The sequence below is a fragment of the Paraburkholderia sp. CI3 genome, from assembly GCF_050436505.1.
GTDB lineage: Bacteria > Pseudomonadota > Gammaproteobacteria > Burkholderiales > Burkholderiaceae > Paraburkholderia > Paraburkholderia tuberum.
Genome location: NZ_JBNDMI010000003.1, coordinates 1,480,072 through 1,501,068 on the forward strand (window position 1 = coordinate 1,480,072; position 20,997 = coordinate 1,501,068).

16 protein-coding genes and 1 pseudogene are annotated in these 20,997 nt (G+C 62.7%); 8 read left to right on the forward strand and 9 right to left on the reverse strand.

Annotation, left to right across the window (positions count from 1 at the left end):
• Nucleotides 1–105: 105 nt before the first annotated feature.
• The 3 genes from OKW29_RS15475 to OKW29_RS15485 form a co-directional block, all read right to left on the reverse strand.
• Nucleotides 106–1,278 (reverse strand): extracellular solute-binding protein, encoded by a 1,173-nt coding sequence (locus OKW29_RS15475; protein WP_429291656.1) that lies wholly within the window; start codon nucleotides 1,276–1,278, stop codon nucleotides 106–108.
• Nucleotides 1,279–1,526: 248 nt separating this feature from the next.
• Nucleotides 1,527–2,471 (reverse strand): SMP-30/gluconolactonase/LRE family protein, encoded by a 945-nt coding sequence (locus OKW29_RS15480; protein ID WP_184063290.1) that lies wholly within the window; start codon nucleotides 2,469–2,471, stop codon nucleotides 1,527–1,529.
• Nucleotides 2,468–3,457, reverse strand: a complete 990-nt coding sequence (locus OKW29_RS15485; protein ID WP_429291657.1) for a dihydrodipicolinate synthase family protein — start codon at nucleotides 3,455–3,457, stop codon at nucleotides 2,468–2,470. Before OKW29_RS15485 ends, OKW29_RS15480 begins: the two co-directional genes overlap by 4 nt.
• 578 nt (nucleotides 3,458–4,035) lie before the next feature.
• Here OKW29_RS15485 and OKW29_RS15490 point away from each other — a divergent pair.
• Entirely contained in the window at nucleotides 4,036–4,740 is a 705-nt protein-coding gene (locus OKW29_RS15490; protein ID WP_429291658.1) for a helix-turn-helix transcriptional regulator, read from the forward strand.
• Here the strand turns inward: OKW29_RS15490 and OKW29_RS15495 are convergent.
• Nucleotides 4,724–5,041, reverse strand: coding sequence for a hypothetical protein (locus OKW29_RS15495; protein ID WP_013092374.1), 318 nt, complete (start codon nucleotides 5,039–5,041; stop codon nucleotides 4,724–4,726). The two genes, OKW29_RS15490 and OKW29_RS15495, sit on opposite strands and share 17 nt — an antisense overlap.
• A gap of 156 nt (nucleotides 5,042–5,197) precedes the next feature.
• Here OKW29_RS15495 and OKW29_RS15500 point away from each other — a divergent pair, with 156 nt between their 5' ends.
• Complete coding sequence (locus OKW29_RS15500) at nucleotides 5,198–5,791, forward strand: acyl-homoserine-lactone synthase (RefSeq protein ID WP_090807325.1); 594 nt, start codon at nucleotides 5,198–5,200, stop codon at nucleotides 5,789–5,791.
• 55 nt (nucleotides 5,792–5,846) lie between these two features.
• Here the strand turns inward: OKW29_RS15500 and OKW29_RS15505 are convergent, their stop codons facing one another.
• On the reverse strand, nucleotides 5,847–6,536 hold the full coding sequence (locus tag OKW29_RS15505) for a FadR/GntR family transcriptional regulator (protein ID WP_184063300.1): 690 nt from the start codon (nucleotides 6,534–6,536) through the stop codon (nucleotides 5,847–5,849).
• Nucleotides 6,537–6,817: 281 nt separating this feature from the next.
• Here OKW29_RS15505 and OKW29_RS15510 point away from each other — a divergent pair, with 281 nt between their 5' ends.
• From OKW29_RS15510 to OKW29_RS15520, 3 genes are all read left to right on the forward strand, one after another.
• Nucleotides 6,818–7,285, forward strand: a complete 468-nt coding sequence (locus OKW29_RS15510; protein WP_429291659.1) for a universal stress protein — start codon at nucleotides 6,818–6,820, stop codon at nucleotides 7,283–7,285.
• A gap of 221 nt (nucleotides 7,286–7,506) precedes the next feature.
• Nucleotides 7,507–8,274 (forward strand): helix-turn-helix domain-containing protein, encoded by a 768-nt coding sequence (locus OKW29_RS15515; RefSeq protein WP_184024790.1) that lies wholly within the window; start codon nucleotides 7,507–7,509, stop codon nucleotides 8,272–8,274.
• Nucleotides 8,275–8,392: 118 nt separating this feature from the next.
• Nucleotides 8,393–9,706 (forward strand): SUMF1/EgtB/PvdO family nonheme iron enzyme, encoded by a 1,314-nt coding sequence (locus OKW29_RS15520; RefSeq protein ID WP_429291660.1) that lies wholly within the window; start codon nucleotides 8,393–8,395, stop codon nucleotides 9,704–9,706.
• Between the two features lie 92 nt (nucleotides 9,707–9,798).
• Here the strand turns inward: OKW29_RS15520 and OKW29_RS15525 are convergent, their stop codons facing one another.
• The 4 genes from OKW29_RS15525 to OKW29_RS15540 all read right to left on the reverse strand — a co-directional run bounded on the left by OKW29_RS15525 (nucleotide 9,799) and on the right by OKW29_RS15540 (nucleotide 16,354).
• Nucleotides 9,799–11,940 (reverse strand): xanthine dehydrogenase family protein molybdopterin-binding subunit, encoded by a 2,142-nt coding sequence (locus OKW29_RS15525; RefSeq protein WP_429291661.1) that lies wholly within the window; start codon nucleotides 11,938–11,940, stop codon nucleotides 9,799–9,801.
• Complete coding sequence (locus OKW29_RS15530; protein WP_429291662.1) at nucleotides 11,937–12,947, reverse strand: FAD binding domain-containing protein; 1,011 nt, start codon at nucleotides 12,945–12,947, stop codon at nucleotides 11,937–11,939. The genes OKW29_RS15525 and OKW29_RS15530 overlap by 4 nt, the downstream gene beginning before the upstream one ends.
• Nucleotides 12,944–13,486: a (2Fe-2S)-binding protein gene (locus OKW29_RS15535; protein WP_184046427.1), complete on the reverse strand. Its 543-nt coding sequence runs from the start codon at nucleotides 13,484–13,486 to the stop codon at nucleotides 12,944–12,946. Before OKW29_RS15535 ends, OKW29_RS15530 begins: the two co-directional genes overlap by 4 nt.
• 531 nt (nucleotides 13,487–14,017) lie before the next feature.
• Nucleotides 14,018–16,354, reverse strand: a complete 2,337-nt coding sequence (locus OKW29_RS15540; protein ID WP_429292511.1) for a filamentous hemagglutinin N-terminal domain-containing protein — start codon at nucleotides 16,352–16,354, stop codon at nucleotides 14,018–14,020.
• Nucleotides 16,355–16,968: 614 nt separating this feature from the next.
• On the opposite strand from OKW29_RS15540, the gene OKW29_RS15545 reads away from it, so the two are divergent.
• The 3 genes and pseudogenes from OKW29_RS15545 to OKW29_RS15555 all read left to right on the forward strand — a co-directional run bounded on the left by OKW29_RS15545 (nucleotide 16,969) and on the right by OKW29_RS15555 (nucleotide 20,946).
• Nucleotides 16,969–17,934, forward strand: coding sequence for a diguanylate cyclase domain-containing protein (locus OKW29_RS15545; protein ID WP_429291663.1), 966 nt, complete (start codon nucleotides 16,969–16,971; stop codon nucleotides 17,932–17,934).
• 254 nt (nucleotides 17,935–18,188) lie between these two features.
• Nucleotides 18,189–19,619, forward strand: a pseudogene (locus tag OKW29_RS15550) (IS1182 family transposase).
• A 520-nt stretch (nucleotides 19,620–20,139) separates the two neighbouring features.
• Nucleotides 20,140–20,946: an FkbM family methyltransferase gene (locus tag OKW29_RS15555; RefSeq protein ID WP_429291664.1), complete on the forward strand. Its 807-nt coding sequence runs from the start codon at nucleotides 20,140–20,142 to the stop codon at nucleotides 20,944–20,946.
• Nucleotides 20,947–20,997 lie beyond the last annotated feature (51 nt).

Sequence of the window (20,997 nt, forward strand, 5' to 3'; positions counted from 1 at the left end):
CATCAGGCAGTTAAGCCGAGGCGCGTGATCGCTGAAAACATGCAGCGCCGCGGTACCTCACGCCGCGCTGCGTTTCGCCTCGTTTTCCGTCGCAATGGAGAAGGCCTAACGGGTCTTCTGCGCGCCGATGTCGCTATCCCACTTCCTGAAGGCGGCGACCATCGCTGCTGCATTCAGCGGCAAAGCATGCGGACGATCGGCCAACAACTTCGCGTATTCGGGCCGGCCATACTTTTGCAGCACCTCCTGGCTATGCGCGGGCGCCTGCTCGACGGAGACGCCCTTGATCGCGGGGCCAGGATAGAAGTAGCCGTCGTCGTAGGTCAGCGCCTGCTGCGCGGGCTCCAGCATGAAGTTCATCATCTTGTACAGCACGTCGAGCTTTTCCTTCGGCACGCCCTTCGGGACCACCATGTAGTGCGCGTCGTTGACCCACGTCATGTTGTCGAACGGCTGTACGCGGAATTCGGCCGGCACGATGCCGAGCACGCGCGGATTGATGTCCCAGCCGGTCACGGTCACGGTCATGTCGCGCGTGCCTTCGCCCAGTTCCTTCATCACCGCCGAGGTACCGCCCGGATAGTACGGTATGCAGTCGTTCAACTGCTTCAGGAACGCCCACGTCTTGTCCCAGCCGTGCACGGGGTCCTGCGGGTCCTTGTCGCCGAGCACGTAGGGCAAGCCCATCAGGAACGTGCGGCCAGGACCGGAATTGGCCGGCCGCGCGTAGATCAGCTTGTCGGGGTGGGCCTTGCACCATTGCAGCAGTTGCTCGGGTGTCTTCGGCGGATCGCTGACCTTGGCCGGGTTGTATTCGAGCAGCGGACCAGCTGGCATATACGCGACCTCGAGCCCGTAGCCTTGCGCGAGATCCTGCATCTTGCGCGGGCCCGGCGCGTACTTGTCGAGCACGCCGGGGAACTGCGCCGCGTTGTCGGGCAGCAGCTTGATCCACAGGTTCTGTTCGATGCCGGCCGCGAGCGCGTCGGTGCCGGTCAAAACGAGGTCGATGTCGGAGCGGCCCGCGGCCTGCATCGCCTTGATCTTGCCGGGCAATTGCGGCGCAGGCGCGTTCGTGAACGTGATGTTCGCGACGAGATTCGGATTCTTCGCCTTGAACGCCTCGAAGCCCTTCTGCGTGAGTTGAAGATCGCCGGCCACGTCGACGATATTGATCGTGACCGGATCGGCCGCGTGCGCGGCGGCAAGGGTGAACGCCGCGCTCGCGGCGATACAGACGGATACCAGCTTGAACGACAACCTGTGCGAAACAGTCATTGCGTCTCCTCGCTTCTTGGTATGGAAGCCCGCTGGTCGATGCGTTGCGGGCGGTGTCTTTCTACCAAGGGAACATAGCGAAGCGCAACAGCCGATGTCAAGCAAATAGTCGAGAGTGTGAGTCGGGCGAGAAAATGGCTCGTTTAACCTGAAATCCTTGTCGTTCAATGCCCGGCACCGCGGGTTAAGGGCAAACCCGAGTCCTCGCCGCGGTAGCAATACATGTTGTCTGGTTAGCGGACAACTGCTCAACCTCCGCGCACGCCCTGCGTATTGACGAACAGCGAATACAACCCGTGGCTCGCCGCCATGAACAGACGGTTGCGATGCCGTCCGCCGAAGCAAACGTTCGCGCAACGCTCTGGCAATGCGATGTGGCCGAGCGGCTCGCCTTGCGGGCTGAACACGCGCACGCCGTCGAGCTCGTCGGTGCCCATGCCCCACCCGCACCACAAGTTGCCATGCGTGTCGACACGAAAACCGTCCGGGGTGCCCGGCCCCGCGTCGATCAGCACGCGGTTGTTCGACAGCGTCGTGCCTTTGCCATTGGCCTCGACATCGAATACGCGGATCTTGCGCGGCTCGCCGCGCGATTGGACCACGTACAACAGCGATTCGTCCGGCGAGAACGCGAGACCGTTCGGGGCGAGCACGTCGTCGATGACCATCGACACCTCGCCCGACTGGCCGTCGATCCGATACACGCACGCCTTCAGCTCGGACTGCTGCTGCTCGCCCTCATAGAAACCTTCGATGCCGAAGGTCGGGTCGGTAAACCAGATCGAGCCGTCCGATTTGACGACCACGTCGTTCGGCGAATTGAAGCGCTTGCCCTGATAGCGATCGGCGAGCACGGTGATCGAGCCGTCGTACTCGGTGCGCGTCACACGCCGCGTCAGGTGCTCGCAACTGACGAGACGCCCTTCGCGATCGCGCGTATGGCCGTTCGCATTGTTCGACGATTGACGGAACGTGCTGACCGCGCCCGTCGTTTCGTCCCAGCGCAGGATGCGGTCGTTCGGAATGTCGCTCCACAGCAGATAGCGGCCATCGCCGAACCACACCGGCCCCTCCGACCAGCGCGTGCCCTGATGCAAGCATTCGACCGACGCCGACGCGATGATCAACGACTTGAAGCGCGGATCGAACACACGGATGGAGGGATCGGGATAGCGTCGGCTGTGATCGGTCATGGGGTTGTCTGCGTGTCGGAGCGGTTCGATTGGGTGGGCGCGAACTCGCGCTCGAGAGCGAGCAGCGTGCGCGCGGTCTGCGCGATCTTCGCATGATGCTCGCGCGGTGTCGAACTGAGCAGCGGCTGCAGCGGCCCCATGTCGGCGAGGCCCGTGAACGTGATTGCATCGTGCAGCACGCGGATCAGTGAGATGTCGTTGCGCAGCGTTTCGAGCGGCATGAACGCATCGTGCAGACGTTGGGCGGTGTCGTGATCGGCGCTACCAGCGCTATCGGCGCTCCGGCCGCTTTGCACCGCGCGCAGCAGCGCCATCACCATGCTCGGCGCGATACAGCCGCTTCCGGTCGTCCACGCTGCGAGCCCGAACTCGCGCAGATGCACGAGCGCCGGCCGCTCGCCCATGCCCGATACGATCTTCGCGGCCGGCACGCGTTGCAACAGCCGGCGCAGATACGGATCGTCAGCGGGGTTGTCGCGCGGGATCGCATACTTGACCGCGCTCAGCGTCCCACGCTCGACGAGCCGCGCGAGCGTATCGACAGCGACGTAGTTTTCGCTCTTGATATACAGCGTGAGCGGCATGCCGGCCATGTCGGCGATCCGCGTGAGGCCCGTCTCGACGCCCTCGGGCGTCGTGAAGCCGCCGAGCGGCAGCACCATCGCCGTGCGGTAACGCGTCTGCGCAAGGATGCGCGCCTGATCGAGCATCTTGCCGTAGTCGGGACCCAGCGCCGGAATCACCCGTGTCCCGGGACCCGCGGCCTCGGCGAGCAGGTCCAGCAGCTCGCGGTATTCGCTGACCGCGACGTGATAGAGGTTCGCATTGCCGCCATACAGCAGCGTGCGTACGCCGCCCGCTTCGATATGGCGGATCAGCGCGAGATTCTGGGCAGGGTCGAGCGTGTAGTCGGCCCGGCGCGCGAGCGGCGGCACGGCCATGACCGACGCGGCGAACTCGCCGTCGCTAAGCGGTGATTCGTTCATGATGGTTGACGCGGAAACGCGCTAGGCGGAGGTTTCACGGTAGCATCGGCATCGCAATGTTGTCAAACAACCTGCGCGTGACGATCGCCCAGCATGCCGTCGGCGGCGAATTGCGCGGGAGCCGATCACGAAATTTCCTTTTGTATAACAATGAAGCGGGCCCGCAGCCAGCGGAATCGGCGCAGGCTTTTTTTTGGGCAACAAGGACACGGCGAGCAATAACCCGCTTTCCCGGATAATCGAGTAAATGCGATTTATTTTAAAGCGCGACGAAATAATGCTGTCAACGAAACATATTAAAATCTGTCGCCGGATGCCGATTAGCCGCGCCGCGCACCCGAGAAGCCCGGCCGGGTTAAAGATTTATTTCAATCAGCATAATAATAGGCGACGCCGGCGTTGCTATCACGTGGCGGCTATCGTTTACCCCGCGGAGCACCGGCGCATTGCGTTCGAGTTTTTAGTGATAGATTATGCGGACCAAAAGAGCGGACCGAAGTTTGTCTGCCAATAACCGCGAACGGGATGTTTGCGAGCCTGAGAGAGCCCAAAAATTGTCGCTACACTTTATCGAGCAGATGGCACCGCTACTGGACGCCGCCGACGAGGCGGAATGGTTCGGCGTGATTACGGGCTTTGCCGAAACGTGGGGCTTCGACAAGATTCTGGTCGCGATGCTGCCGCGGCCAACCATGCGTCTCGAGGACGCTTACCTGCGCAGCACTTACGCACCGGCATGGCGCCAGACGTACGACGAGCAAGGCATGGTGCATATCGATCCGACGGTCGCACACTGCCTGTCACGCTCATCGCCGCTGGTCTGGACGCCTGAGATTTTCGCCAGCCCGGCGCAGCAATCCCTGTATGAGGAAGCTCGCTCGTACGGCCTCGGCGCGGGCGTGACGCTGCCAATTCATGGGCCGAATCAGGAAGCCGGCATGATGTGCTTCGTCAATGACGACAAGCCGTCAGACGGGTTCAGACGCCATGTGAACGCCGCGTTGCCGAACCTCGTGCTGTTGCGCGACCTGGTGATCGACACCAGCAAACAGCATCTGAATTCACATGCGCAGACCTTGATGCCGAAGCTCACGCCGCGCGAGCGAGAATGTCTGAAATGGACCGCACGCGGCAAATCCACGTGGGAGATATCTCACATCCTGAGTTGCTCGGAAGCGGTGGTGAACTTCCATATGAAAAACATCAGGGCGAAATTCGGCGTGAATTCGCGGCGTGCGGCAGCCGTGATCGCGGCGCAGCTTGGGCTTATTGACCCGGGTTGAGCAGCGCGGCCGCGTCGCGGCTGTACATCACACGCTCGGCGCGACCCAGATCGGCGTCCGACACGGTCTTCATGAAGTACAGACCCAGCAGGATCGACACCGGCGCCGGGATCTCCGCGCCCGACTCGAAGCGGCTGCCGCGCGATTGCGTGACGCCGAAGCGAGCCCAGAAACGGCGCTGGCTCTCTTTTTTCTTCTTCCGATAGGCAATGATCAGAACCCGATCCACTGCCGAAGAGACCTCCGAAGGACGCGCCTGGAGGTGGGTTTGCGGTTGCCAGTGATTGTCGAGGAGTTCCATTTTGGACCCTTGTAGGTTGGGGGCGGAGACGAGTCTGAATTCTGATATACCCGATAAGCATCCACACCTATCCAGGTAGGTAGGTGGCGCAAAGATTCAGAATGCATAAGTTTTCCTGCGTATCTGGCAGCCCCCCAACGCGTACAGGAGAACGTCATGCAAACCACGATCCGAATTGGACTCCGGCAGGAATTCGACAACGAACTGATCAACGAGATGTACCGCTTGCGCGCCCGTGTCTTTCACGGCCGGCTCGGCTGGGAAATTCCGACCATCGCGGGAATGGAGATAGACGGCTACGACGCGCTCGGGCCGTACTACATGCTGATTCAGGGCGAAGACGAACGGTTGCGCGGCTGTTGGCGCCTGATGCCGACCGAAGGTCCGAACATGCTGAAAGACACCTTCCCGCAGCTACTGCATGGCGCGGCCGCGCCGGTCGGGCGACATATCTGGGAACTGAGCCGCTGGGCGATCGAAACCGGCGGTGAGGAACAGTCGTTTGGTTTCACGGATATGACAATCCGCGCAATTCAGGAAGTGATGCGCTTCGCGCAGCGCATGGGCATCACGCATTACGTCACGGTGACCACCACGCCGATTGAGCGCATGCTGCGCCGTGCCGGCCTCGACATCAGCCGGCTCGGGCCGCCGCTGCAGATTGGCATCGAGCGGGCCGTCGCGCTCGACGTCGCGGTGAGCGCGAAAACGCTGACCTCGCTGTTCGGGCCGGTCGCCGTCGCTGCTTGAGCCGCGCCGAAGCGCGGCCTGACAAAAGTCGCGACGCCTTCACCCACGCGCGGACTCAGGAACCGAACATCCGCTCCAGCGCGTTCTCGAGATGCGCGCGCATTGCGGCCCCCGCGCCCGCCGCGTCCTTGCGGCGGATTGCGTCGAGCACCGCCATGTGTTCGGCCTGCACCAGCCGCTGCCGCTCCACCGTCTTGACGAGCGACAGATTGCGCGACAGGTTCATGCTGAACAGAATCTGTTCCTCGATGAACGACATCACCGTGATGAAAAACGGATTCTTCGACGCGCGCGCGACCGCCTGATGAAACAGGAAGTCATCCTTCGCGCCGATCCCCTGCGCCTCGATGATGCGCTCGAGCTCGTCCCACGCGTGCTGGATCGCGGCGATGTCGTCGGCGTCGGCCTTCAGCGCTGCCTGCGCGGCCGCGCCCGCCTCGGTCACGATGCGAAACTCATAGCAGCGGCGGATATCGGACAGCGTTTCGAGCGGCGCGAAGCGGCGTACGTCCGGATCGGGGCGCCGCGCGACGGTCGTGCCAGAGCCGTGCCGCGTCGAGATGATGCCGTCGGCCCGCAATCGCGCGAGCGCTTCGCGCACGGTCGGTCGGGACGTGGCGAAACGCTCCGCCAGCGCGTGCTCGGTCGGCAATCGCTCGCCTTCCTTGTACTCGCCTTCGAGGATGCGGTTGAGAATGTCGCCGTAGATCTGCTCGGGTAAGCCCTTGGTTTTTCGATCGTTCATCAGCGGACTGGCCAGCTTGTCTGAATATGGCTTGATTGTAAGGCCAACCCTGTTTCGGCTTCAGCAAAGCTTTACGGGTTGCAAGCATGCCAGGCCGCTTCGCGCACGCCGCCGCGCCCGCCATTTTGTCCGCGCCGCGCCGGAATATTTGGCAAATGTTTGATTTACATCCTGGTCCGGTGCATCTTTTCCGGCAATCATCTAAGCTTCATTGGTATAAAAGATCAATAAACCTGCCGCGGCTAGCAATGTGGCAGACGCATTTTTGACGCGGAGCCGATATGTACACACGCATCCTTGTAGCGGTCGACGGCAGCAATACCTCGCGCCGTGCGTTCGAAGCGGCGCTCGATCTCGCCAAATCGAATGGCGCGGTGTTGCGGCCATTTTATGTCGTCGAAAACACGCCGATGTACTTCGAGGCGCCCGGCTACGACCCGTCGATCCTGCGCAACCGCCTGATCGAGGAAGGCCAGGAGCTGCGTGCCGAGTTTTCGAAAGTGATGGCCGAGCAAGGTGTGAAGGGCAACCCGGCGGTCTCCGAGGCTTCGTCGCTCGGCGATGTCGCCGAGATCGTGCTGCAGGCCGCCGCCGAATTCAACGCCGACCTGCTCGTGATGGGCACGCACGGCCGGCGTGGCTTTCAGCGGCTGATTCTCGGCAGCGTCGCTGAACGCTGCGTGCGCCAGGCCACTCTTCCGGTTCTGCTGGTACCGTCCGCCGCGGGCACCGACAAGGAACCCGCCTGACTCTTTCATCAGGCGCAGGGCGGCACGCCACGCCCTGCCTTGCCGGAATCGAGCCACGCTACCCGTCGACGGGCGACGTCGATATAGGCCGCGGCGGCTCACCTTCTCACCTTCGTCAGAGCACCGCCGTTGCTCGGACTGCCGAGCAGCGAACGTGTCACTTTGCCGCCAGTTGCGGGTCATAGCGGGTGGGACAATTTCACCACTACCAATAATCGAACATGCTCAATCCTACTGCTGTGACCCGTTCCTCGACCCGCTCCGCCGGCAACCGCGAGGCCGTGGCGGCACGCGCAGCCGCACGTACCGCCGCGCGCTGCTCCAGCTGTTCGATGCGTGAGATCTGCATGCCGCAGGGGCTGTCGGCGGAGGAACTGCCGAAGCTCGAAACGCTGATCTGTTCGGCGCGCTCGGTGCCGCGCGGCGAAGCGCTGTATCGCAGCGGCGACCGCTTCGACAATATCTACGCGGTGCGCTCCGGCTCGATGAAGACTGTGATGGTCCACCGCGACGGCCGCGAGCAGGTCACCGGGCTGCGTCTGGCCGGCGAGCCGCTCGGGCTCGACGGCATCAGCGCGGACCTCCATGCGTGCAGCGCCGTCGCGCTGGAAGACAGCACGGTGTGCATCGTTCCCTATAGCGCGCTGAAGCTGCTGTGTCGCGAAATCAGTTCGATCCAGGAGCGCATGCACAAGCTACTGGGCGCGCAGATCGTCAGCGAAGCCGCGCAGATGATGGTGCTCGGCTCGCTGTCCGCCGACGAACGCGTCGCCGCCTTCCTGCTGGACGTGTCACAGCGCAATGCGCAGCGCGGCTACTCGTGGTCGGAATTCAATCTGCGAATGACGCGCGAGGACATGGGCAGCTACCTCGGCATGACGCTCGAAACGGTCAGCCGTACCCTGTCAAGATTTCAAAAACGCGGCCTGATCGACACGCGGGGCAAGCACATTCACATCGTCGATCTCGAAGGCTTGCGGCAGATCTAGCGGCCAGAGTGGCCTGGACGGTCGCGCTGTTAGTCTTGGCACGCCGCCTGCGAGCGGGTAGAGTTTTCAGACCGTCCCCCCCCCCACGGCAACCGTGTTGCATGGAGACCCGGCCCCAATGAATCGCGACCCTGTCCCGCATCGTCCGCTCGTGCAGCGCCTGCTCGACGCGCGTCAAGTCACCGACGACCTGTTTGCGATCGTCAAACCCGACCACCTCTATGAACGGCCGATCCGCGAACGTCACCGCGTCGTGTTCTACATCGGCCATCTCGAAGCGTTCGATCGCAATCTGCTCGACCAGCGTCTGTTCGATCTGCCGGCTTTCGCGCCGGAACTCGACCAGTTGTTCGCCTTCGGCATCGATCCGGTAGACGGCGGCTTTCCCACCGATCAACCCGGCGATTGGCCGTCGCTCGCCGCCGTGCGCGAGTATGCGACGCGCGCGCGCCGGCAGATCGACACCGCGCTCGACGAACTCGGCAGCCCGGCGCACGACGAGGCGGCCGTGCAGCTGCTGAACGTCGCGATCGAGCATCGGTTGATGCATGCGGAAACGCTCGCGTACATGCTCCATCAGTTGCCTCTCGCGCAGAAGAACACCGCGTTGCGCGAGCCGGTGGTGACGAGCGATGAGCAGCGCGACGCGTTGTCGTCGATGGTCAGCGTGCCGGCCGGCACGGCCGTGCTCGGCATGCCGCGCGAGGCCGGCCGCTTCGGCTGGGATAATGAGTTCGGCGAAATGAGCGTGGACGTGCCCGCGTTCGAGATCGATCGATACATGGTCACGAACGGTGCGTTCCTCGAGTTCATCGAAGACGGCGGTTATCGCGAGCCGAAGTGGTGGTCGCCGAAGGACTGGGCATGGAAGGAAGCGGAGCGCATCGAGCATCCCGCTGGCTGGTCGCAACGCACGGCGCAAGACGGTCGCCCCGCATGGACGCTGCGCACGATGTTCGACGACGTGCCCTTGCCGCTCGACTGGCCCGTCTACGTGAGCCACGCCGAAGCGAGCGCCTACGCGCGCTGGGCCGGCAAAACCCTGCCGACCGAGGCGCAATGGCAACGCGCGGCGCACGGTGCGCCGCAAGCGGCATGGGGGAACTTCGATTTCCGCAGTTGGGATCCACGGCCCGTCGACGCGCATCCGGACAACGTCAGCACGTTCGGCGCGGAAGGTCAGTTCGGCAACGGCTGGGAATGGACCTCGACGCTTTTCGAAGCGCTGCCGGGCTTCGAAGCGTTTCCGTTCTATCCCGGCTATTCGGCCAACTTCTTCGATGGGCAGCACTACGTGCTGAAGGGCGGCTCGGCGCGTACCGCGCTGTGCATGCTGCGGCCGGAATTTCGCAACTGGTTTCAGCCGCATTACCAGTATGTGTATGCGGGGTTTCGGTGTGTGCGGGGTTGTGACAAGTTAAGCAAAAAATGACTCGATGATCATCTTTCGCTTAACTGAAAATATCCGCGCAAAACTGCGGTGCCGTCCGTCCTGAGCACTCAACTCACGACCGAGCCGCATTGCTATCCCGCAGCGGCGTGCTGACCCGAAAGGCCTGCCAGTATCTTGCCCGGCAAAATGGGCAGGTCGCGCACACGCAAGCCAATGGCGTCGTAGACGGCTGCGGCCACTGCGGCATCCACGCCGGTCGCGCCGAGTTCTCCGATGCCGCGGGTACCGATCGCACTTGCATGCGGATCATACTCACTGACGAAGTGGATCTTGATATCGAGCGGAATGTCCGCATTCACCGGGACCGCCACGTTCGACAGATTCTTCGCGAGCCAGCCACCGGTATTGGGCTCCTGCACGCTTTGTTCCATCGTCGCCTTGCCCCAACCCCAGATGATCGCGCCCGTCATCTGGCTTCGCGCCGTTTTCGGATTGATAATCCGGCCCGCGGAATAGGCACCCACCGCCCGGCGCAAGCGCACGAGGCCAAGCTCGGGATCGACGCCTACTTCGACAAAGATCGCACCCCACGTCCGCATCGCGTATGGCGTACCGTCGCCGTCCGCGCTGAAGCTGGCGCCACCCGGAAGCGTGAACGCACCGTCCGCGACCATCTCCGGTAGATTAGCCCGCCGCAGGCTCGCGCGAACGTCTTTCCCGCCGAGCGCATCGAGCTTCGCGTTGATTTCCCGGCAAGCCAGTGCGATCGCGCTTCCCGTGCTGCCCGTGGCGCTCGATCCATAGACGGGACTCGCCGGGTGAAGGTTGGTATCGCCCCACACAATCGACACGTTCTCGATCGGCAAGCCCAGCTCTTCGGCCGCGATCTGGCAAAAGACCGTCTGCGTGCCGGTGCCGATATCGTGCGTGTTCGCCTCGATCAGCGCCGTGCCGTCGGACCTCAGGCGCACGCGCGCCCCGCCGGGAAAGCGGAAATTGCCCATTGAGCTCGTCGCCATCCCATGTCCGATGCGCCACGCTCCGTCTCGTCGTGGCGTCTCGCCGCGCGTGCGCCAGCCATAAAGCCGCGCGCCTTCCTCATACGCCTCGCGAAGCTTTTTTGACGACCAGGGCTTGTTCGTATGCGGATCGACCTCGGCGTAGTTCGCCAGTCGTAGATCGAGCGGGTCGATCTTCAGCGCCACGGCGAGTTCGTCCATCGCGCTTTCGAGCGCCCATAGCCCCGGACCTTCCACCGGCGCGCGCATTGGCGTGGGCACGTTGATGTTGCGCCGCTCCAGCCACTGCTTGGTGCGAATGGCGGGCGACGCATAAAGCGTCTTGCTTGCTTCGCTTGCGGGCTCCAGATGCGTGTCCGCAATCGCGCTCGAATTGACGATTTCGTGATCGATGGCGCTGAGCCGGCCGTCTGCCGTTGCCGCAAGCTTGATGTCCTGTTTCACCCACGGCTGATAGCCGACGCAGACGAACTGGTCGTGACGCCGCAGATGAAGCTTCACGGGCCGCCCCGCGACGCGTGCCGCGGCGGCGGCAAGAATCTGGTGCGGCCACACATATCCCTTCGAGCCGAACCCGCCGCCCGTGTGCGGTGCGATCACGTGAATGTCGTCCGGCCTCATGCCGAGTGCCGCGGCTACGACAAGCGGCACATTCTCGCTCGCCTGAACCGCATCCCACAGCGTGAGCTTGCCGTGCTCGAATCGCGCAACGGTGCCCGATGTCTCCATCGCATTGTGGTGACGCGCGGCTTGAATATACGTCGCCGCCACGCTTGCGTGTGCAGTTCCGAAAATCGCATCGACGTCGCCCATCTCCAGATCGTCGCCGAGCATGCGTGGCTCGGGCGGCGGCTCGGGCGTCGCGGCGCCGGGAAGGATGGGGTCGTCGCGCTCGCAACGGACAAGCACGGCATCGCGGCCGGCTTCCGCCGCCTCGATGGATTCCGCAAGCACGATTGCGACCGGCTCGCCTTCGTACCGAATCGCGTCGTTTTGCAACGGCAGCGCGAGCACCGCCGCTGGCGGCTGAACCGCACCGAATCGCGGCATATCGTGCGCGGTAAGCACCCGCACCACACCCGGTAAGGTAAGTGCCGCGGTGGCATCCACGTCGATCAGCCGGCCCGACGCAACGGGCGCGCCGACCAACGCCGCATGAAGCGTGCCGGGCGGCGTGTTGTCAGCCGCGAATTTCGCCTGTCCCGTGACCTTCGCCTGGCCTTCCACGCGGGAGACCGCCGTGCCGATGCTCATGATCGCCCTGCTGCCGTCAGTAACGCACGCACCGCGGCATTGCGCGCCATCGTCACCTTGTAGCCATTGTGAGCGAGCGGCCGGGCGTCGCTCATTGCCGCGTCGACAATCGGCGTGACCACTTCCTTGGTCGGCGCCTGCCCGGCCAGCGACACCTCCGCGGCTGGAAGGCGCCACGGACGTTGCGCCACCGAGCCAAGTGCAATGCGCGCCGACACAATGCGATCCCGATCGAGCTCCACGGATGCGGCTGCCGAGACCAGCGCATATTCGTAGCTGGCGCGCTCGCGGACTTTTACGTAGGCCGATCGTGCGTCCGCGCGGATGGGTATGTGAAAGGAGACGATCACTTCGTCGGCAGCCAGTCTCGTCTCGAGCCGGGCGGCATCGCCGCCCATGCCGGCCGCTTCCTGCTGCGTCAGGTGGAACTCCGTCATCTTGATCATTCGACCGCCGTTCGGCCCGATGACCTCAGCTGTCGCATCCAGACAAGCCAGTGCCACAGCCGGATCGGACGGTTGAACCGCGACGCATGCATCGGTCCAGCCAAAAATTGCATGCCGTTCGTTGATGCCATTGCGCGCGGGGCAGCCCGACCCGGGATTGCGCTTGTTGCAGCCCCATGGCAACGGCGCTTCCGAACGAAAATAAGCGCATCGCGTCTTTTGCATCACATTGCCGCCGAGCGTCGCGCGGTTGCGCACCTGCGCCGAGGCGGCGAGCAGACAGGCTTGAGCCAGCGCGCTCGCGTGGGCGCCGACGAGCGCGTCTTCACCGATCACGTTCAGGTCCGTCAGCGCGCCGATCACCAGATCGTCACGCTCGCGCACAATACGAACGAGACCTGTGAGTCCACCGACATCGATGACGCGATCGGGCGCTGCGATGCCGAGCCGCATCCAGTTGAGCAGCTCCGTACCGCCCGCGATGATCGCCACGTTGCCCGCCGCCAACGACGCGACTACCTGTTGCGCGGTTGCGCCACGCGCGTATTCGAAGTTTTTCATCGTTCGTGCCCGGCCGCGCCGGCGGCATCGAGCACGGCCGCCGCGATCTGCGGATAGCAAGAGCAGCGGCACAGATTGCCGCTCATCCATTCGCGAACGCTCGCCTCATCGGTCGCGTGCCCTTCAGCGATGCAGGCGACCGCGGAGACGATTTGCCCGGGCGTGCAATAGCCACACTGAAAGGCATCGTGCTCGATAAATGCCTGCTGTACCGGATGCAGCGTCCCGTCGGAGGCGGCCAGACCTTCGACAGTCGTGACCTCGCAGCCGTCACATTGCACGACGAGCGTCAGACAGCTGTTCATCCGCTTGCCGTCGACCAGCACGGTGCAGGTGCCGCATGCGCCTTCATTACAGCCCTTCTTGGCGCCGCTGAGACCCGAGTCTTCGCGCAACCAGTCCAGCAGCGTGACGCGCGGGTTCACCGTAGCGGCCCGCGGCTGGCCGTTCACACGCATCGCCACCGTGATGCTGCTTGACCAAGGCAGCCCGGCGTCTCCATTTGGAGCTAATTGCTCCCCGAAAGTAGCGTCGTCCATTCCCAATTCCTTGCCGGTTTCAACAATCACTCTGCTTGTATATAGACCATATGGAGTTGATATCAAGGGACGATATCCCTCCTGCTTCCGCACCGTCTCCCAAAGAATCGATCCGGCTCGAACTGCAACGGCGAGCTGCGCGCATGCACTCGCTCGACACTTGCAAGCGGGCCAGGATTAGGTGAGCCGATTTCGACCTGATGCTGATTGAGGCCCCAGGTCCCAGGCCCCAGGCGCCAGCGAAATGCAGTCGATGTAGGTGATGGCGGTCCGCACGATCCAGATAAAAAGTGTCGGCGCAGTATCCTCAAAAAAACAGCATTCGACCAATGCGGGCACCGAATTTAACGATCCTTCTCCGTCGAGAACTGGCCGGTTTGCAACGACCTGTGCCTGACGTCGGTTGGCTGCACGCGCTAAAGGTTATTCGACGTCTGCCCTCATTCACATGGCTGTGAGTGTGCCGCGGCGCGTGTGGGCAGGTGACGCGGCGGAGCCCTGCTCGTGCAGGCCGCGGGTTCTCAGCAGCGCCTACTGGGCCAGTTGCCAGCGCAGGATCGGATGGGTCGCGCCGGCCGGCATGACCCACACGCCGGTCGGGCTGAAGTCCCACGATGCGTCGAAGCTGGCCGGGTTGCTCATCTGAGCAGTGGTGAGGCCGTTCGACGCGGGCAACTGGTCGCCGGTCCCGGCGCTGACGGGTTGGTTCGTCGTCTGTTTGTCCCAGTAGACGTTCGTTGCGATCGTCCCGTTGGCGGCCGGCTGGTTATACGCTGCGATGCCGCCGAAACTGCTGGGGTTGCCCGGCGGGATGCAGCAATAGCCTTGAACCAGCCCCGTCGCGAACGACTGCTCGATCACGCCGGTATTGCTAACCACGAGGCCGCCCGCGCTCAGCTCGCCATACGAGGAGCCCGTTGCATAGGATTGCGACACCGTACCGCTGTTCACGCCGACGAGGCCGCCCGGCACGCCGAATATGTCGGTGCTGACAATGCCGGTTGCGAACGACTGAACGATCCGTCCGACGTTGATACCGACGAGCCCGCCTGCCTCGCCCGCGTCGCCCACGGAAGCGCTGCTCCACGAGCGCTCGATAAGACCGTCGTTCATGCCCACCAGGCCGCCGATCGGAACGTTGCCATAGTGGGGGGCGGAGCGGCTGCCGGTCGTGTACGCGTAGGTGATCAAGCCCAGGTTGCGGCCCGCCAGGATCCCGTAGGTGATGGTAATGGGATCGTTGAAGTCAGCGTCCTGGAAGGCCGTGAGCCGGCTATTCGTCATGCCGACGTTGCGTACCACGCCAGCAGTCCCGATCTCGCCGAACAGGCCGCTCGACCGGGCCCCTGACGGCAGGTGAAACTCATCCTGACTGAACTGGGCGATGACGTGTCCCATGCCATCGAACTGTCCCGTGAACGGGGTCGCTGCGCTGCCCAGCGAGACGAACTCGACGCCGCCGGAGGGATTGGAAGCGACATTCGTCGCACTTGCGTCGATATCCTTGCCGAGCGCGTAGTTGCCGGCGAGGTCGAGCGATATGTTCTGCAGATCGGTCAGCGAATTGACGAGCTTATAGCCGGTGATTTGGGTGACCAGCCCGCTGTAGACCGGGGCGGTCCACGAAGCGTTGCCGAGCAGCGTGCCGGGGCTGTAGCGGCCGTTCATGTCGTAGAGAAGGCTCACGATGCCGGTGCTCTTCGACCAGTCCACGGTGCCAAGGTTGGAGACGCTGCCACCGTTGTCGACGCCCGTAGTGTCGGCGCGCAAGGTCAGATTGCCCGCGCCGTCGTTTGTGATCGTCGTGCCGCTCGTGACTGAGACATTGCGATATGCCTCTAGCGTGAGCGAAGCCGGGCCCTGCCAGCGCAGGCTCGAAGCGATGCCCAGTTCGCCCGTTGCGCCGTTGCCACCGGTGGTCGTGACATCGACCGAGGTGCCCGCGCTCAGACTGCGCTGCAACGTCCGTGCCGTAGCATCATCGATCGTGAAAGCAGGCGTTGAAAGATTCCACTGCCCGGCGTGAACGGCTGCGTGCCTGCCGAACGCCAGCTGCGCCGCCTGCGTGTCGACCGTTCCGCCGCTGCCGTCGGCATTCGTTGCCGCGATCTTGCCTTGCTGCCTGACGAGGCCGCTGTCCGCGATCAGCCAGACGTGGCCATCCCGGGTGGCCGTGCCCGTCGCGCGGATCCGGGTGCCGCTGCCTGCGAGCGCATAGACGTTGCCATCGGCAGCCTGAAGACTGACCTGCGCGGCCTTGATGCGCCCCTCGTTGACGACGGTGCCGTGACTGCCTGCCTGCACGAACACCTGCCTGCTGTTGGCCGAGTCCTGCAACAGCACCGTCTCGCCAGCCGCCAGTTCCACCGTGCCGCTGGGCGCTTTTACCGTGCCCGCGTTGACGACTGCCTGACGCGCGATCAGGAACACATCGCCGCCGCTGGAGCTGATCCTGCCGAGGTTGATCACGCTCGCGTCCGACTTGCCCGACAGCGTCAGTGCATCGCCGCCGTTGATGAAGGCGTCGTTGCAGATATCCAGGGTGGACGCGAGGAAACGTCCGCCCGTGCTGACAACGCCCGAGGGCCCCACGACGATGCCTTGCGGATTGATCAGGTAGAGGCTGCCGGTGGCGGTGAGCTTGCCGAGAATCGATGACGGATCGCCGCCCGTGACACGGTTCAGTGTTGCGCCCGACCCGTTGTTGAAGGCGACGGTGTTGCCGTTGCCGATCGAGAAGCTGTGCCAGTCGATCACGCCGCGGGACGAGGACTGGTCGATCCTTAGCGAAGTGGTGCCGCTCGTCATCGCGCCCTGGCCCCGGACGAAGGCGCCGCCCTGCGGCAGCGGTCCGGCCGCGTGGGCCATCGACACGCACCACGCGGTGAGCGCGAGCGGCACCCATAGCGCAAGCGGCAGCGGGCGCAGAACACGCTTCCACGCGGAAGGCCGCGACCGAGGCGCGATGAGTGCCGCGCCGGCATACGCCAGCGTAAAGCACAGCCCATTGCGTGGGGTTGGGGGCGACTGGATCGCCAGTCTGGATGAATGACGCAACATGAACCCTCCCGAAACATGGTTCGTGGAAAGTCGTTGTCGCGGAACGCAGGTTGTTGCGACCAGGCAAGGCGCGAAGGCCGCCATACCGCACAACACAGCCTAATGGTAGCAGCGCGTTTCGAAAGACCAACCGGTACTTGGGCATGCACCCGGTGCTTGCTGATTTCGCTTCAGGCGGGGATGTGTGTCGGTCGCCGCGGCGGCAGGAATGGCCGTTCAACCCTCGGAAGCGGACGGAGAGAGCGGCAAGAAGCATTGGTCGCCGGCAAAAGCGATAGAATGCCCGCTCTGCAAAAGACAATATTGACGGGGTACACGGCATGGAGCGGCCGGGCGCGCAGCGTTGGCATGAGCAAACGTTTCTAGGTGTCTTTCGCGGACAACCTGAGAAGGAGCAGGCGCTCCTCCGGATATGCTTGGGCATGGTCGTGTTGATCGGCTATATCGCCGTCGCCGCGCTCCAACGCACGGCCGCCGCGTATGACACTCTGGGCGTGGTTTTCGCATACGTTGTATTCGGCGTGGTGACATACATAGCCGCGACCGCCGCGACAGTTCGGCCGCGCCTTCGATTGACGGTCACCACCATTGCAGACCAGGCGCTTGTCATGACTGCCCTGGCGCTCGGCGGGCGCGTGGCGCTGCCCTTGCTCTGGGTCGTGTTCTGGTTCCTTGTGGGTGCCGGTTGCCGCCACGGCAAGCGGCCGTTGCTATTTTCATGTGCAGTTGCGCTTGCAGGCGTCGTGATTTTGATGCACGTCGAGCCGTGGTGGAGAGAAAACCTCGCGATGGGATTGGGCGTCATGCTCAGCATCGCGGCGACTTCCGTGTACTTGATGGCCCTCGTGCATCGGCTCGAACGGCAGGCTGCGACGGACCCTCTGACAGGACTCAGCAACCGCACTCGCCTCGAGCAGGCGATCGCTAAAGCGACTGCGGCGCGAGACGACGATAAAGGACAGTCTGTCTTGCTGTTCATCGATCTCGACGGCTTCAAGTACGTCAATGACGCTTATGGGCATGCGGTGGGTGATGAACTGTTGCAGTGCTTCGCCAACGGTCTGCAGACACGCATTCGCCGCGGCGATACGGTTGCCCGCCTGGGAGGCGACGAGTTCGCGGTGCTCGCCCGCCACGTGCATGGCGACGCCGGCGCGCGCGCGATTGCCGACGGTATTCACGACATCCTTCATGGGCTTCGAGAGATCGGCGGTCATCCCGTCGCCGTATCGGCCAGCATTGGCGTGCGCATGCTCGGTGCCAATAGCGCGGACGGACGTCTTGATGTACACGCCCTGATGCGCCAGGCCGATAGCGCGATGTATCGCGCCAAAGCGAACGGGACGGACAAAACCTCATTCTTCGATGAGACGGGTGCCGGCGCGTAAGCGGATAGGGTTCCCGGCGGTGCCCTGCTCGTGTTGGCGAGCGCATTTGATGCAGGTGCAGGGCCGCGGCCGCTCGTATCTGGGAGCATGTGCGCGTCGTCTCGCTGCGGAAGGTAGTTTCATTTCGCGGCTGGAGTTTGGCCCGGAGTGGGGCGAACTGAGACGGTCGCCATCCGGCCGGGTGCGGCCCAGATTGTGTCAAAACGCTTTTTGGAGCGCTAAAATTTGCCATCCGATAGCGAGGGATGAGCAAGATGAAACGGTTCGTTCAAGGCGGCAATCGTACGCAAAGCTTTCTCCTCCCTGAAGCGCTCGATGACTACGTGACGGACACAAATCCCGTGCGCGTAGTTGATGTCTTTATAGATGAGCTTGATCTTCATTAGCTTGGGTTTGAAGGCGTCGAACCAGCGTTGACAGGTCGGCCGTCGTATCACCCCGAGGTGATGCTCAAGATCTATATCTACGGTTACCTGAACCGGGTCCAATCGAGCCGTCGCCTTGAACGCGAGGCCCAGCGCAACGTCGAACTCATGTGGCTCACGGGCCGCCTGGCACCGGACTTCAAGACCATTGCGCGGTTCCGCAAGGACAACGGCAAAGCGATCCGTAGCGTCTGCCGTCAGTTCGTGGTGCTGTGCCAGCGTCTGGACCTCTTCGCCGAAGCGATCGTTGCGATTGACCGCAGCAAGTTCAAGGCGGTGAACCACCGTGACCGTAACTTCACGAGCGCGAAGCTTGAACGACGCATGCGCGACATCGAGTCAAGTATCGCTCGCTATCTCGATGCGATGGACACAGCGGATCGTCAGGAGCCTGCCATCGCAAAGGTCAGGACAGAGCGATTGCAAGACAAGATTGCGGCCTTGAAGGAACAGATGCGAGGCCTCAAGGAGATCGAGGTCCAACTCAACGCAGCACCCGACAAACAGGTATCGCTCACGGATCCAGATACCCGTTCGATGAAGACACGAGGAACGGGGGTCGTCGGCTACAACGTCCAGACTGCGGTTGACACGAAGCACCATTTGATTGTCGCGCATGTCGTTACCAATGATGGCCTCGATCGTGATCAGTTGACGTCGATGGCGAAGCTTGCCCGCACAGAGATGGCCGTCGACAAGCTCACTGCAGTTGCGGATCGGGGCTACTACAAGAGCGAGGAGATACTTGCATGCCATGAGGCCGGAATAAGCGTGTTCATTCCGAAGTCGGTGACATCGAGCGCAACGGCTAATGGTCGCTTCGGCAAGGATGACTTCATTTACGACGCACAAACGAACGAATATCGGTGCCCGGCAGGCGATCGGCTCATCTGGCGATTTTCAACTGTTGAGCGCGGTCTGAAGATCAGCAAGTACTGGAGTTCGAATTGCCAGCAATGCTCGCTAAAAGGGGACTGCACGCCAGGCCCTCAACGTCGCGTGGCACGCTGGGAACACGAAGCTGTTCTTGACGAGATGCAGGCGCGACTTGATCACGCCCCTGAGATGATGCGCATCCGGCGACAGACTGTCGAGCATCCGTTCGGGACGATCAAGGCATGGATGGGCGCCACTCATTTCCTGACGCGGACCATCGAACGTGTGAGCACGGAAATGAGCTTGCACGTGCTGGCGTACAACATGAAGCGAGTGATCAAGCTACTCGGTTCAGAAGCGGTGATGACGGCGATGCGGGCGTGACGCCCGTTGGAAGGTGCTGCGCGGTCGCGATACTTTCGGCTTTGATTTGACGCCCGGTCGCCGCAATCGAAAAGTCGCGACCTGCGGCAAGACAGGTTTCGTTAATTTCCGGTGTCTACGCATTTTGACACGCTCTGGGCCATCAAGGGTCATTCGCCTTCGCTTTCGCGTGGACATTCCAATGTCGTGTGCTCTTCTGGCAGCGGACGTTTGCGATCCGCGGCTAACATTGAGTAGCCATCGATCTGATTTCGTACAATCGCCATCGGCCGCGGTCCCGAGCGGCCTAGCTAGCCCACGCTCTCAGGCGAAATGCAAAAATTGATTGGATGCGCGCCGTGATGTCGAGACTCGCACCGATGAATATCACCTGATGAAAGCCTTTACCGCCGGCACCGGACCAAGGGTTGAACGTCAAAAAAATTAGGGGGATACTGGATTCCAGACGGGCTCCCTTTGAACAGACGAAAATAGGCCGGATGCCTGCGAACGTGCTTCCAACCTTCTTTCGAGGACGCGCATGCAAGATCTCATCAAGTATGTCGTTAAAGACATGATGCCGCCAGGGCTCCTGCGCCTGCTTCGGCCTTCCCCGGGACCGACCGATGCGTGGGGGACCGTCCGATACGGCACACACGGTCTCGTGCTCCCGGGCAACAGGCGCTTCGAATATCGGCCTTGCCCGGCGGATCGCTCGGTTTGCAGACAGATCTTTTTTCTCCGTGAGTACGCCACGGATCATCTGATCCGCGCGAAGGAGATCGCGGCGTTCTACGAGGCTTGCGAGAATCCGCTGATCGTCGATGCCGGGGCCAACATCGGCGCCGCCGCGGTGTGGTACGCGCTCACGTATCCGAAGGCGAAGATCGTCGCAATCGAGCCGGATGTTTCGAATTTCGCGGTGCTCAAGAAGAACGCGGAGACTTTTCCCTTGATCACGCCGCTGAACGCCGCGATTGCGGCAAGGCGCGGCACGCTCTATCTCAACGATCCGGGCGGCGGCGAATGGGCCTTCCGCACGGCTGACCGGCCCATCGGGAAAGGTTATGCCGTCGACGCGCTGACCCTCGAAGACGTGATGCCCGCATCGGGCGTGACGCCGTTCATTCTCAAGATCGATATCGAAGGCGCGGAGTCGGACCTGTTTTCGCGCCATTGCGATGCGCTGAACATGTTCCCGGTCATCATGATCGAGCTGCACGACTGGTTGTTTCCCGGCGAATCGAACAGCCGCAACTTCCTGCAATGGCACGTCGAGATGAAGCGCGATTTCGTGCAGGTGGGCGAGAACGCGGTCTCGATATCGAATTCGATTGCGCTGACCTAGGATTAAATACAGAACTCAAGGTTGTCTGCCGCTTCGAATGTCCTATGGCGG